The sequence below is a fragment of the Halopiger djelfimassiliensis genome (genome assembly GCF_000455365.1).
Taxonomy (GTDB): domain Archaea; phylum Halobacteriota; class Halobacteria; order Halobacteriales; family Natrialbaceae; genus Halopiger_B; species Halopiger_B djelfimassiliensis.
Window position 1 is genome coordinate 663670 of sequence record NZ_HG315685.1, and the last position, 13512, is coordinate 677181.

Annotated in this window: 16 protein-coding genes; 8 read left to right on the plus strand and 8 right to left on the minus strand. The window is 66.4% G+C overall.

The genetic code is table 11. The features are described from left to right. Positions 1–133: 133 nt before the first annotated feature. Both TX80_RS09175 and TX80_RS09180 read left to right on the plus strand, forming a co-directional pair. Entirely contained in the window at positions 134–967 is an 834-nt protein-coding gene (locus TX80_RS09175) for an amidohydrolase family protein (RefSeq protein ID WP_049922801.1), read from the plus strand. 165 nt (positions 968–1132) lie between these two features. Next, on the plus strand, positions 1133–2095 hold the full coding sequence (locus TX80_RS09180; RefSeq protein ID WP_049922802.1) for a DUF368 domain-containing protein: 963 nt from the start codon (positions 1133–1135) through the stop codon (positions 2093–2095). Between the two features lie 32 nt (positions 2096–2127). Here the strand turns inward: TX80_RS09180 and TX80_RS09185 are convergent, their stop codons facing one another. Together TX80_RS09185 and TX80_RS09190 are read right to left on the minus strand one after the other, a co-directional pair. Continuing rightward, positions 2128–3036, minus strand: coding sequence for a glycosyltransferase family 2 protein (locus TX80_RS09185; protein WP_049922803.1), 909 nt, complete (start codon positions 3034–3036; stop codon positions 2128–2130). 66 nt (positions 3037–3102) lie between these two features. Beyond that, positions 3103–3810, minus strand: a complete 708-nt coding sequence (locus tag TX80_RS09190; RefSeq protein WP_049922804.1) for a class I SAM-dependent methyltransferase — start codon at positions 3808–3810, stop codon at positions 3103–3105. A gap of 179 nt (positions 3811–3989) precedes the next feature. Between TX80_RS09190 and TX80_RS09195 the strand changes: the two genes are divergently transcribed. The 4 genes from TX80_RS09195 to TX80_RS09210 all read left to right on the plus strand — a co-directional run bounded on the left by TX80_RS09195 (position 3990) and on the right by TX80_RS09210 (position 6661). After that, on the plus strand, positions 3990–4271 hold the full coding sequence (locus TX80_RS09195; RefSeq protein ID WP_049922805.1) for a winged helix-turn-helix transcriptional regulator: 282 nt from the start codon (positions 3990–3992) through the stop codon (positions 4269–4271). Between the two features lie 49 nt (positions 4272–4320). Continuing rightward, positions 4321–5103 carry an MBL fold metallo-hydrolase gene (locus TX80_RS09200; protein ID WP_049922806.1) on the plus strand — a complete coding sequence of 261 codons (783 nt, stop codon included), beginning with the start codon at positions 4321–4323 and terminating at the stop codon, positions 5101–5103. Positions 5104–5132: 29 nt separating this feature from the next. Next, positions 5133–5798, plus strand: a complete 666-nt coding sequence (locus TX80_RS09205) for a YkgJ family cysteine cluster protein (protein ID WP_049922807.1) — start codon at positions 5133–5135, stop codon at positions 5796–5798. A 95-nt stretch (positions 5799–5893) separates the two neighbouring features. After that, positions 5894–6661: a heptaprenylglyceryl phosphate synthase gene (locus TX80_RS09210; protein WP_049922808.1), complete on the plus strand. Its 768-nt coding sequence runs from the start codon at positions 5894–5896 to the stop codon at positions 6659–6661. Positions 6662–6736: 75 nt separating this feature from the next. Here the strand turns inward: TX80_RS09210 and TX80_RS09215 are convergent, their stop codons facing one another. Then, entirely contained in the window at positions 6737–7144 is a 408-nt protein-coding gene (locus TX80_RS09215; protein ID WP_049922809.1) for a TRAM domain-containing protein, read from the minus strand. A gap of 97 nt (positions 7145–7241) precedes the next feature. Further along, the gene (locus tag TX80_RS09220; RefSeq protein WP_049922810.1) at positions 7242–8969 is read right to left on the minus strand and encodes a radical SAM protein; all 1728 of its coding nucleotides are present in this window, start codon (positions 8967–8969) and stop codon (positions 7242–7244) included. A gap of 139 nt (positions 8970–9108) precedes the next feature. On the opposite strand from TX80_RS09220, the gene TX80_RS19390 reads away from it, so the two are divergent. After that, positions 9109–9267, plus strand: a complete 159-nt coding sequence (locus TX80_RS19390; protein WP_195893060.1) for a DUF7559 family protein — start codon at positions 9109–9111, stop codon at positions 9265–9267. 191 nt (positions 9268–9458) lie between these two features. Further along, on the plus strand, positions 9459–9938 hold the full coding sequence (locus TX80_RS09225; protein WP_049922811.1) for an Hsp20/alpha crystallin family protein: 480 nt from the start codon (positions 9459–9461) through the stop codon (positions 9936–9938). Here the strand turns inward: TX80_RS09225 and TX80_RS09230 are convergent, their stop codons facing one another. From TX80_RS09230 to TX80_RS09245, 4 genes are all read right to left on the minus strand, one after another. Beyond that, positions 9939–11123 (minus strand): NAD(P)/FAD-dependent oxidoreductase, encoded by a 1185-nt coding sequence (locus TX80_RS09230; RefSeq protein WP_049922812.1) that lies wholly within the window; start codon positions 11121–11123, stop codon positions 9939–9941. It lies immediately after the preceding gene. Next, positions 11120–11884 carry a creatininase family protein gene (locus TX80_RS09235; RefSeq protein WP_049922813.1) on the minus strand — a complete coding sequence of 255 codons (765 nt, stop codon included), beginning with the start codon at positions 11882–11884 and terminating at the stop codon, positions 11120–11122. Before TX80_RS09235 ends, TX80_RS09230 begins: the two co-directional genes overlap by 4 nt. A gap of 106 nt (positions 11885–11990) precedes the next feature. Then, positions 11991–12770: a DUF7388 family protein gene (locus tag TX80_RS09240; protein ID WP_049922814.1), complete on the minus strand. Its 780-nt coding sequence runs from the start codon at positions 12768–12770 to the stop codon at positions 11991–11993. A gap of 148 nt (positions 12771–12918) precedes the next feature. Continuing rightward, on the minus strand, positions 12919–13512 hold the full coding sequence (locus TX80_RS09245) for an NUDIX hydrolase (RefSeq protein ID WP_049922815.1): 594 nt from the start codon (positions 13510–13512) through the stop codon (positions 12919–12921).

Consider the following 13512-nt stretch of genomic DNA (forward strand, 5'->3'; position numbering starts at 1 on the left):
CCGATTCCCGTTCCGATCGGTCCGGACGGAATCGGTCGTCAGTTCGCGGCCGAACGCGTGGGTCACAGTCCCACGAAACTCGAGCCGAAGAGCCGGTAGCAAAATATGGGTCGACACGGAACGTCCCGTTGGGATGCTGGAGCTGGAACACGGGTTTCGGGTTGTCGATATTTATGCCCGGCTTACGCCGGACCACGGGAGTGGAACCCCGCGGAGACGGACGATGACGCCCGATCGACTCGAGCGCGAGATGCATCAGGCGGGAATCACCAAATCGGTCGTCTTCCCGCCGGCACGGCCGGAATCGAGTTACGTCGCGCCGAACAACGGGGTCGCTCGCCGCAGCGTCGATCGGCCGTTCGTCGCGTTCGCCCGGATCAACGGCACACAGCGGCCCGGCGGAACCCCGACCGGCCGGCTACACAACGCCGTGACCCGACGCAAGGAGCACCACACGACGCCGGAAGACGTCGAGAAGTACGCCTACGACGACCGGTTTCACGGGTTCGTCCTCGACCCGACGGTCGACGACTACCCGGACGAGGACATCCTTTCGACCCTCGAGGACGTCGGCCTCCCGTTGCTCGTCCGCGGCGGCACAGACGCGCCGCCCGACGTTCTCGCGGAGACCCTGCTCGGACGCTCGTTCCCCGTCGTCGTCGCCCACTTCGGCGGCCACCCGCTCGATCGGGCGCTCATGCACGGGATGATCGACCTCCTCGAGGAGTACGACGACTGTTATCTCGAGACGAGCTTCGTCAGATACCGCGATCCGCTGGAGCGTGCCCTCCTGGAACACCCCGATCGCGTCGTCTTCGGCAGCGGCGCGCCGGCGTGTCATCCGGACGTGGCCGTCATGGAGATTCTCACGCTCGACGTCTCCGAGGACAAGCTCTGGCGGTGTTTCTCGAAGAACGCCTGTCGGGTGATCGACGCGCTCGCGCCGGAAGCCCAGATCAGAGGCTGAAGCGATCCGCAACGCGTTCGACGGGAGCCGACCGCCGTAGGCGAACGGGATCGTTCCGACGATTTATATTCCTGCCTCGAGTGACCGTAGGTATGGACACGAGACGGGACATCGGATCGCCGCTCCCGTGGATGACGAACGCTCGTTGGACGGGGAGCCGGAGCCATGGAGTATAGGCTCGAACGGTGGGTCGGCGACCGACTCACGCTGGTTCGGGTCTACGCGTACGGCCTCTGTATGGGGACGGCCGACGCGCTGCCCGGGGTCTCCGGCGGGACCGTCGCGCTGTTGCTCGGCTTCTACGGGCGGTTGATCGCCGCCATCACGTCGCTTACGCCCGGCCGGGCCGTCGCCGTCCTTCGGGCGTACGATCCCGACCGCCGCGATCGGGCACAGCAAGCGCTGATCGAGATGGATCTGCAGTTTCTCGTCCCCCTCGGCCTCGGGATGGCGACTGCAGTCACGGTCATCGCAAGCGCCGTCTCGGCGCTGGCTGAGTCCCATCCCCTCGCGCTCTTTGGGTTCTTTACGGGCCTGATCGCGGCGACGGCGATCGTCCTCTTTCGGAGCCTCCCGATATCCTCGACCCGGCACGTCCTCGCCGCAGCCGCCGGCACCTCGCTTGCGCTGCTGGTCGCGGCCGACGTGCTTCAACTCCCGGGAACCGGGAGCGTTCTCGTCTTTTTCGCGGGCGCGCTTGCGGTCAGCGCGATGATACTCCCGGGCGTCTCGGGCGCGTTGATCCTGATCCTGCTTGGCCAGTACGTCTACCTCTCGTCGGAACTCGATGCGTTCGTCGAATCGATCTCGGACCTCGTGTGGGCCGACGGAACGATCGCCGCGGTCCTCGAGCCGGGGACGACCGTGGTCGTGTTCGTCGCCGGTGGATTCATCGGTCTCGTGACGATCGCCAGAGCCGTCCGGTTCGCCCTCGATCGCCACCGCGAGCTAACGCTTCTGTTCCTCGTGGGACTTATCGCCGGCTCGGTCCCCGCACCGCTTCACAACGTCGCCGATGCACACGCCGTGACATCCGAGACCGCCGCCATGACGGGAGCATGGGCGCTGCTCGGTGCGATCGCGCTGTTCACACTCGATACGGTTGCGGGTGGGTTCGATCCCGAGTGAACCGCGGTCGGAAGCTGCCCCCGTCGACGCAGTCAGCGCCGATCGTACACTCGAACCGCCCGGTCGTGGCGCATCGAGAGCCCGTTCGGGTTCCGGCGTGCCGATCGATCCCGAAAGCGTGCGCGGACGCCGTCGCGCAGCCCGCCGGTCGCGTTCGTGACGACCTCGAGACCGTCCGAGACCCAGCCGGTCGGCGTTGCGTCACCGGAGATGAGCCGCCGAGCGCCGCCGAAGCCGTCACGGACCGCGCTGCCGGCTGTCCGTGCCAGTACGGTCGGTCGCAAGCCGTAGTTCTTCGCGAGCCGATAGGCGAGCGATCGGTACCGGGACCCCCACTCGGGTTCGGCGCGGCCGCCGTCGGCACCGACCTCCGTTCGGGCGGCCATCTCGGCAGCCCAGGTGACCTCGAAGCCGAGGCCGGCAACGCGATGTGCACAGTCCCGGGCTCCGCTTAGCTCGAGGTACTCGTCGAACCCGTCCAGTGCCTCGAGGACGGTCCGATCGAAGGCGACGTTGTCGCCGTCGAAGTAGGTCACGCTGCGGCGGGCGACGGTCCGGGGCGTTTGCGGGTTCTCGAGGGTGTCGAACGGCTGTGTACCCGTGACCGGACCGGTGACGACGTCGGCACCGTCGTCGATTTCCCGTTCGATGGCCGCGTACCAACTGGCGTCGATCGCGTAGCCGCCATCGAGGAAGGCGACGACCTCGCCCGTGGCGACGCGGATCCCCGCGTTTCGGGAGACGTTCGGGTTTCGCTCGGAGATTTCGACGAGAACGTCGACGTCAGTGCGGTCCCGGACTACGCCGGTCGTCCCGTCCGAAGAGGGGCCGTTGACGACGATTACCTCCGTCGATGGCGGTGTCCGTTCTTCGAGGGCGTCGAGACAGGACAGCAATCGCTCCCGGTCGTTGAGCGTCGACACCACTACCGAGAGCTCCATACTGGGTGGTAGAACTCCCCGGTAGTAAAAATACGGTGCGGTTCGTGTCCGTCGGGCAGTCCCGAATCAGCGCAACTCCGTGTTCCAGTAGGACACCGACGCGAAGTGGTCCGTGATCGGATGGCCGCCGATAGCCGTCTCGATCGTTCGGATCGGCGACGCGAGCCCGTTCGGGATCGACCGGTACACCCCGTACGGAACGAGGAAATCGTCCTCGACGTCGACCAGCGTCAAGTTCGTCTTGGCGAGCAACTCGCTGACCTCGCTTTTCGAGTACAGCCGTGATCCCATCGGGAGCGCCCAGTTGTAGACGCTCCGGGCGCTAAACCGGTTGAACGTGTCGAAGACGATCTGCTCCCGCGAGACGCGGCGCATCTCCCTGAGGAACGCTTCGGGGTCGTCCGCCAGATGGAAAAACCGCATCGCGATGACGGTATCGAAGTGATCGTCCGGGAACGGGAGCCGTCCCGCATCACCCCGGAGGAACTCGAGCGTGCCCGAAAGCTCCGCGTCCTGTGTCTTCGTTCGCCCCTGCTGTAACATCGCTGCCGAAATATCCAGTCCCACGACGTCGGCCCCTCGTTCGGCGAGCATCACCGTGAACCGCCCGGTCCCGCAGGCGATCTCGAGTACGTTCCGATCCTCGACGGGCATGATCGCCTCGAGGACCGCTTGCTTCTCCCGACGGTCGATCAACTGCCCGCCCTTGGAGAAGCGCTTGTCGTCGTACTCCTCGGCGACGTCGTCGGCCTGGTACCACTCCTGTCCTTTCACACTGGGCGCAACTACAGGAGCCGTGGGATAAAACGATACTGGAGTTATCCGAGGGATCGGGTCGGTAGCATGGCAGACATATAATGTGGTAATATACCATCTAGATACCTAATACAAACTGGATTATTCGTATCCACATATAGGGAAGCTTTACCACTCCTGATTCCGCTCACCGGTGTATGAGCACGAGTACAGCTGAGGATCGCGCCGTTGCTGCCGAGGAGCCACTTTCGGAGGACGAATACCGCGAGCGCCTCCGTGAACTACCCCCGAGCGCGAAGCTCGTCGCGAAGGTTCTCGAGAGCGATTCGCCGCTTTCACAGGGGCAACTCGCTGAGGAGTCACTGTTGCCGGATCGGACGGTCCGCTACGCGCTCAACCGCCTCGAGGACGTTGGCCTCGTCGGCTCCCGGTACAGTTTCCGGGACGCGCGCAAGCAAGTTTACTACCTCAAGCGCTGAGCGAACCCGGTCGGTACGCCCTTTTCCATCGAGCGACATCGTTCGAGCGATGGATGTCACCAGCTGTTCCGTTCCGGTGTCGACGCGTGCCCCGGGAGGAACGACTAACAGCTACCTGCTCGGGACCGATCCTGCGGTGCTGGTCGATCCGGCGGCCGGAGCCGACGCCCTCGATCGGCTGGTCCGCGAACGCGACGTCGCCCACGTCTTCGTCACGCACACCCACCCCGATCACGTCGGCGCAGTCGCGGACTACGCTGTGGAGACGGGCGCGAGCGTCTGGGCTCGTACCGGCCGCACCGACCGGTTCCGCGAGGCGACCGGCTGCGACCCCGATCGCACGTTCTCGCCGGGATCGACGGTCGAACTGGGAACCGACCGCGTTCGGATCCTCGATGCCCCCGGTCACGCCCCCGATCACGTCGCCTTCGAGGCCGGCCGGAACGGACCGATCGTCTGTGGTGACTGTGCCGTTCGCGAGGGCAGCGTCGTCGTCGGTGCACCCGAGGGGGACATGCGCGCGTACGTGACGACCCTTCGACGGCTTCGGGCGCTCGATCCGCCGCGGTTGTTGCCCGGTCACGGCCCCGTGATCGAGACGCCCCGGGCAACGCTCGAGCGACTGCTCGCCCACCGATCCGACCGCGAACGGCGGGTGCTCGAGGCGGTCGACGACGGCGCGACGAGCCTCGAGGAAATCCTCGAGCGTGCGTACGAGAAGGATCTGACCGGGGTCCGTGATCTCGCGCGGGCGACCGTCCGCGCCCACCTCGAGAAACTCGACGTCGAGGGGCAACTCGCGTGGACCGGCGAGCGCGCACACAGCGACTGACTTTTCCGCGTCGGCGCGTAGGTACGCGTGTGCAATCCCTCGAAGCCGAACTCGAGGCCGCCCGCGACCTCGAAGTCGACGACCTCGCCGATGCCATCGAATCGATCGGCTTCGAGTGTACCCGGTGTGGCGCGTGCTGTACGGGCCACGGCGGGGAGGAACACACGGCGACGGTGTTCCCGGACGAGGTGCGCGGTCTCGAGGACAGCGACGACCGTCCCTACGACTGGCGCGACGTCGCCCGTCCGATGCCGTACGGCCTTACGGAAACCGACGACGGCGAACTCGAGGGCGAGACCTTCGAGTGGGCGCTCCAGACCGACGGCTGTGGCGATTGCGTCTTCTACGAGGAAAACGACGGCGTCGGGACCTGCGTTGCCCACGACGACCGGCCGCTGATCTGCCGGACGTACCCGTTCAGCGTCGCGCTGGCCGGAACCAGCCAGCCGATGGGGGAGGCCGTCGACGAGGCCGGCGTCGTCCGCGCCCACGAGTGTGAGGGACTCGGTCGGGATATCTCCCGCGAGGACGCCGTCGAACTCGCTCGCGCACTGAAAGAACGGGCGGTGCGAGAACTCGAGGAGGCGATCGCCGTCCGCGACGCCTACGAACCCGCCGATCCGGACCCCGGCGAGGTCGTCGTCCACGACTCCGAAGGCGCGAAGCGAGCCGACGGAACGCCGCTCGAGGAGTGAGACGAAGCCGGGAGCGACCGACGGCGATCGTCGCCGGCCGAGCGGAACGCCTCGAATCGACAGCGGATTTATACTTGTAATTCGAAGCGACCGCTATGAACGTCAACTGGAACGAAATTACGCACGTGACCAAGGTCGATCCGGCGGAGCCGCTCCCGTCCGATCTCGAGGTCCTGTCGGGGACCGATCTGGTGATCGTCGGCGGCTCCGACGGCGTCACGGAGGCGAACACGCTCGAAACGATCCGGACGGTCGATGCCGCGATCCCGGAGACGCCGATCTTTCAGGAGCCGTACCGTTCGAGTCACGTCTCGAAAGCGACCGTCGAGGCCGCCGACCGACTCTCGATCGCGGCCGTCTACAACGGCGACCGGAGCCACTTCGTCGGCAAGCACGTCGATCTCTTCACCGAGGTCGGCCGCAAACCGGACGAACTTCTCGGCTCGGGGCTGCCGGTCGTCGGCGACCTCATCGCGTCGAAGGGAGTCGACGCGGTCGCGGAGCTCGCTGACAGCCTGCTCGGGGAGGGGTACGTCGTCCAACACCTCGACTCCGCGGCGGCGGCCCGGGCGGGCGTCGAGTCGACGTACACGCCGGAAGAGGTCGCCGGTGCCGCGCTCGCGACCGAGGCGTTCTACGGCTTCCCGGTGTTTTACATCGAGTACTCCGGAACCTACGGCGGCCCCACGGACGTCGAAGCCGCCGCCCGGTATCTCGAAGAGACGACGCTGTTCTACGGCGGCGGGATCGACAGTCGCGAGAAGGCGACCGAGATCCTCGAGGCCGGCGCGGACGCGATCGTCGTCGGTGACTGTTTCCACGACGATCCCGAAACCTTCCGTGAGACGATTCCGGACCCCTGACCCCTCCTTCGGAGAAGAACGACGCGACGGCGGGTTTGCGTGGTGGGTGTGGCCGGCCCGGACGCAACCCGGTTTTCAGAAGGTCTCTTCGATGATCTCGCCGACCGCGAAGTTCGACTTGACTTCGGTGACTTCGATCTTGACGCGTTCGTCGATATCGGCCCCCGGGACGATGATGACGTACCCCCGCTCGACGCGGGCGATCCCGTCGCCTTGCTTCCCGATGTCTTCGATCTCGACGTAGCGTGTTTCGCCGACGTCGACCGGTGGCTGTGGCTCGGACGGTGCACTCTGTGGCTGTGCCGTCGCTGACGCGTCGGCTTCCTCCCCCTCCTCGCGGGAGATGAGCGCGACGCGATAGACGTCCCCCGGATCGACGTCGCCGGTCTCGACTTCCTGCCGTGGTACTTCAATGACGTATCGATCCTCCTCTGCCGAAACCTCCGTACTGAACAGACACAGGAGTTTTTCAGATATTTCCACAGGTAGACCCTCAATATCTTCTCTGATTCCCATCCATAATAGAACTACCGACCGAGCGCCGCCGATTGCTGGATTTCGGCCCGGAGCGTCGTTCCCGTTACTCCACCTGTTCGGCCGACTGCACGGTCGTGAACGACGACAGGTCGAACTCGAGGTCCAGCGACGTGTCGGCGACGGTATCGTAGGGCCGGTTGACGACGATGTCGCCCGCAGTGGAGTCGCCGACACCCGGAATCGCGGTGAGTTCGTCCATCGATGCGTCGTTGAGATCGAGCGGGTAGGGAACGCCCGTAACCGAACGATAGCCGTGATCGACGACGGCGACGTCGATCGTCCGTCCGAGCTCCCGCTCGCCGGGAATGCCGACCAGCAGCGGATACGTCCCCAGCTGGCGACCGAACGTCTTCCCGTCCTGGTGGTACTCGAGGTGGACGTCCGGCAACACGGTGCCCGGCGGGGCGACGCGCTCGAGCATCGGGTTGTCGATCTCCTCTCGGACCTGTCGTTTGTACCGTTTGAAGAGCTTCTTGTGGTCCTTCGCGATCTCGGCCCCGGTGTCGGACATGTCCGTCCCGTCGAAGGACATCACCTGCCGAATGTTCACCCGCCGGAGCATGTACCCCTCGTCGTAGACTCGCTGGAGGAACTCGCGGTTGCGTTCGTAGGTCTCCTCGCGTTCACCCTTGAGCCCGTGCAGGAGGTTGATACCGGGCAGGAGTTTCGGGAGCCGTCGCGGCGCGTCCTCGCCGAAGGTGGGTGCGTCTTCCGGCTCCTCTCCCGGTCGCCAGCCGGCCTCCTCGTTGACGATCTCGACCGCTCGGAAACACTCCTCGGCGCTGACGTTCAGGTTGTTCTCCTCCTGAACGACGGGGTCGGCGGACTCGAGGCCGAACGCGGCGGTGTCGCCGGGCGTGTTGTGCTCGGCGATGATCCGGATCCCCTCCCGGCTCTTCTCGGGCCAGTTGACGATCGTGATGGGGTTCATGTTGTCCAGATGGAGGGTCTCGAGATCGGGTGCGACGTCGCGGATGCCGCCGTAGAGTTCCCGGAGCGCGTCGGGGTTGGGGGCCTCGCCGTCGCCGCCGTAGGCGAGGATGTCGGCCTGCCGCCCGAGCCGGAAGTGTTTGACCCCGTACTCCGAAAGGGCATCGACCTCGGCGACGACCGTCTCCGGCGGTCGGAACGAGGGGTTGCCGTACAGCGGTTCGGTACAGAACGAACAGCGGTAGGCACAGCCCCGCGAGGTCTCGAGTTCGCAGATCAGATGGTCGGGATGGTTGGGGTGTTGTTCGACGACGAACGCGCCCTCGCGCGCCCAGCGGGTAACCTCGTCGACGTCGCGCATCCGGTTGTTGAACCCCTCGAGACCGTTCTCGACGAGGTCGTGGACGGCGGCTTCGACGTCGCCTTTGGCGACGAAATCGAAATCGAGGTCCTGCCGTTCGGTTTCGGTCGCGCCGGCGTTTTCGTCGCCGACGCCGAACTTGACGGGACCGCCCATCAGGCTGGTGCCCGTCGCGGTCCAGGCGAGCTTTCGTACCTCGTCCGGTTCGGCCGGTGTACCGCCGACGTACTTCCCGGGGACGGTCATCCCGCCCAGATAGATCATGAGGTCGGCCTCGTCGACGTCGCGCCACCGGTCGGGGTCCTCGCGAAGCCCGTCGATCGTGTGGTAGGTGATCCGCTCGCGCGGGACGCCCGCGTCGACGAGCGCCCCTGCCGCGTACCGGGGGTACGTCGAGACGTACGGCGGCACCCCGAAGTGTGCGGGTTCGTCGACGTAGCCGTCGACGATCGTCACCGACAGCGTCTCGGGGTCAGTCATAGCTCCGGATAGCGGCTCGAGGGGTAAAACGGTGACTACACGCGCGAGCGTCCGGTTCCGTCCCGGGTAATCCGTTGTGTCCGTCGCCGTTTGGCTCCCAGTGCAAGCGTTGATGGTTCTGGTGGCGGTACATCCGGTTATGCCACCGACGGAAGAGATCGTGTGTACCGACGACGACTGCGTTCTCGATCTGTTCGAGAATCACTACACCTACGATGTCCCTGACGACTTCGACGTCTCGCAACTCTCGTGTCCCGTCTGTGGCGGGACCGACTGTCTCGAGCCCGTCGAACTCTGAAACACCGGCTCCGGACTGACGGTTCGCAGAGTCGACGCCGGTGTGTCGTCAGACATTTATTTTGGAACGATCAAAATCAATAAGAACAGGGCACTCGTAGCGATGCACCCGGACATGTCCAACGCGCACTGCCAGGTCCCCATCCCGTCGGCGTTTCCGGTGAGCGAGGCCTCCACCGGAGGTGACCGTGAGTGAGTTTCAACGAATTCAAAACGTCGGTCGGCAACGCGCTCTACCGTCAGGTCGGGCGGGCGAACGGACATATACAGAACCACCGATCGATTCCGGTGGACGTCCTCGAGGCTCCCGACTCCTATCTCGTCGTTTTCGACGCGCCCGGGGCCGAACCGGACGACGTGCAGGTTCGGTATCTCGCCGGCACCGTCAGGATCCGTATCGACCGATTCCGGAAGTACCGCGAGGGGTACGAGATACGGTTTCCGGGTCGCGGGATGGAACTCGACGGGGAGGCCGAGTTACCCGCCGACGCCGTCGTCGATCCCGACGCGGGGACGGCGACGCTGACCGAAACCGGCACGCTGCGCATCGAAATACCGAAAGGACGGGCTATCGACGACGACGCCGACGAACCCGAGATCGACGAAGGCGAAGCCATCGAGGAACCCGCCGGGTCCGAATCCGAACCCGAAGAACTCACCGTCGATAACTGATCAGTTCTCGAAATCCACCGCCATTCCCTCGACGACTTCGAACTCCTCGTCGCCGTCGAACCGCGTTGGATCGAAGTCCTCGATGCTGTCCCCGCCGAGGATGTCCTCGGCAACTCGCCGGCCGATCGCGGGCGCGCGCATAAACCCGTGTCCCTGGAAGCCGGTCGCGACGTAGAGTCCGTTCTGTAGCTGACCGACGAGCGGGTCCCGGTCGGGCGTCGAGGTACAGAGGCCGGCCCAGGCGCGCTCGAGTTCCAGCTCGACGTCGGGCAGCCGACGGCGAACGCGCTCGAGGAGGTCGTCCGCGAAGTCTGGATCGGCCGCCCGGTCGTAGTCGTCCGGGTCGGCTTCGATCTCTTCGGTACCGTCGCCCGCGAGGAGCCCTTCGGGGTGTGGCCGGAGATAGAACTCGCCGGTCGCGTCGTAACAGGTCGGCTCCGCGAGGTCGCCGCTCGCGACGAGCGCTTGCACCCGATAGGGTTTCATCGCGATCGGGATTCCGGCGTCCGCGAGCAGTTGCTTCGTGTGCGCGCCGGCGGCGACGAGGACGGCGTCGACCTCCCGTTCGGTGCCGTCCTCGAGGACGATCCGAGCGGGGTCGGCCCGTACGCCGACCGGCGTCTCGGACTCGAGAGTCGCGCCAGCCCCGGTCGCCGCGGCGGCGAGACAGGCGGTGTACTGGGCGGGATCGGTGTACCCGGCCGCGCCGGCGATACCGGCGACGGCGACGTCGTCCGTTCGAAGCGCCGGGAACCGGTCCGCGAGCGCGTCGGCGTCCAACTCGAGGGCGACCACGCCGTTTTCCTGCATCCGTTCGATCTGCTCGCGGATCGCATCGGCTCGTTCCGTGTCGCCCTCGCGGGCGAGCCAGACGTAGGGGCACTCGACGAACGGGAACGTATCGTCGCCCGAGAACGCCCGGAACCGTTCGATCGCCTCGCCGGCGATCTCGGCGTCCAGCGGGTCAGCGAAGGCGTCGTAACAGATTCCCGCCGCCCGGCCGCTCGAGCCGCTTGCGACCTGCCCGCGGTCGTACAGCGTTACGTCCGCACCCTCCCGTGCCAGGTCGTAGGCGGCCGTCGCGCCGACGGCTCCCGCGCCGACGACCGCGACCTCGAGCCCGGCCCCCTGTTGAACGAACGCGTCCGCGCCCACGGCGAGTTCGGGATCGTCGTCGCCCGTCATCGGTGATCACGCGACCAGCAGTCCTCGAGCGGTCGTTCGACCAGCCAGTCCAGCAGCGCGTGAAGCTGGTCGCGGGCGGCCTCGAACAGCCGTTCGCCTTTCTCCGGGTCGGCCTGAGTCGGCCGACCGACCGCGCCGCTCTCGGAGAAATCGATCGTATCGAACCCGAGGGCCGCCCCGTGAATCGACTCCCCCCAGGACTCGCTCGCGCCGGCTTCGGCGGTCTCGAGTGCCGCCGGCCGGACGAGGTCCTCGCGGAGGTACCACAGCAGGCTCGACTCCATCGCGTCGGCGTGGCCGCCTTCCTCGTCGAACAGGTCGGCTCCGAGGTCGTCGACGCTGTCCCACCAGTTCCACGGCGGCGCGAACGCTGTCCGCTCGTCGCGCAGCGTCCGGGCGGCCCGTCGTAGTGCGCCCGAGTTCCCGCCATGTCCGTTGACGACGACGGCTTTGCGAACGCCGTGTTCGGCGAGACTCGAGAGCGTCTCCTCGACGTAGCGTTCGAACGTGTCCGCGGAGACGTACAGCGTCCCGTCGAACTGTCGGTGGTGGGCGCTGACGCCGACCGGAATCGTCGGGAGGACGACCGCGTCATCGCGGTCGGTCGCCGTCCGGGCGAACGCCTCGGCGGCCATGTGGTCCATTCCGAGCGGCAGCGCCGGCCCGTGCTGTTCGGTACTCCCCGTCGGTATCACCGCGACGTCGGCCGTCCCGAGCGCGTCGGCTGCGGCCGTCGTCGTCTGTTCGGCGAGCAACGTCATGCCTTCCTCTGGCGCGTGGAGTGACTTATACTGTCGGACATCGTTCCTTGAAGAAACCGGGCGCGGATCGCGAGGGTCAACGCCGGCCCGCGGTCGGCGACGCGGACTACTCGCAAAACGGCTCGAGGCCGCGCGCGGGGTAGCCGACGACGGTCGTCGCGCCGGCCTCGCGCAGCGTGTCGGTCTGCTCGCGGATCTCGGCTTCGGTGCCCACGAGCGCGTAGTCGTCGGCCGCCTTGAGCAGCACTTCGCGTGCGCGCCCGGTAGCGGTCGCGTCAACGGCGGCATCCTCGGGGAGCGCCTTCGAGACGGGCCGCCGGCGCGAGACGTAGTCCCCGACTGCATCGAGGATGGCGTCGTCGTCGTCGGTCAGGACCGTCGGCGCGTACACCGCGACGTCGCCGGTAAAGCCGGCCGATCGGAGCGCCCGCAACTCCCGTGGCGTCGTCCGCGAGAGCAGATCGTACTGGGTCGCGCCCGTCGCCATGGCGATTCGTTCGACGCTTTCGGTCCCGACCCAGGCGTCGGAATCGGTCTCGAGAGCCGCGCCCAATCGCGGCGCGACGGCTCGGTCGCGCTCCTCGTCCGTGAGGTACGCGGGATGACCCGCCACGAGGACGCGCCCGACGGCGTCCGGTAGGTCCGTCACGATCGAATCGTCCCCGAGCGGGTCGAAGCCGTCGGCCCGGACCGGCGTCGTCACGAGGACGTCGGCGTCCCCGGCGAGGGTCTCGAGGGTCTCGTGGGTCGGAACGTGCTCGCGGCCCTCGTAATCGATCGCGATCGTTTCGACTGGTATCGACGCGGCCGTCGAGACGTCACACTCGGTCGGTTTGAGCGCGACCGCGTCGAGGCCAGCGCGAGCTACGGTACTCGTTGCTAACATCCGATCTCACCCCACACAACGGTAAAAGACGTCGTTCTACAGCCCGTGCGGAACTCGATCCATCGTCTGTGCGACCATGGGCGTGCTGGGCGAGCCGGATGCAAAAACCTGACGCTTGACACCCCTGCGGGCGTATCTGTCGGCAGTACTACAGCTGCGATCGGTCGATCCGTTCGGGGGCCTCGAAATCGGTCGCCAACTCGAGCAACTGCACCAGAATCCGGCCGGTCGCCCCCCAGACGGTGTAGCCGTCGACGTGAAAGTAGTGGATGACGATATCGCCGTAGTAGGGGTGCTCCCGGCGTTCGTGCTCGTAGTTGGCCGGATCGAGCAGCTCGGACAGCGGGAGGACGACGATCTCGGCGACCTCGTGGCCGTCGCGTACGTATTCCCGATCGGGGACCCGTGCGACGAAGGGCGTGACCGCGTACTCGGTAACCGTTCGGATGTCGTCGAGTTGGCCGACGACTTCCGTCTCCGCGGACGCGAGGCCGATCTCCTCGTTTGCCTCGCGGAGTGCGGTCTCGAGGATCGTCTCGTCGACCGGTTCGGCCCCGCCGCCGGGGAAACTCATCTGGCCGGGGTGTTCGCCGAGGTGGTCGGCCCGCCTGGTAAACAGCAGGTGGTCCTCGCCGTCGCGATCGATGACCGGCGCGAGGACGGCCGCGTCGTGTTCCTGGTCGTCGATCTCGACGGGGGCGTGTGCTGCGATCGGATCGAGGTTCAGTGTCGTCCGGCCCAT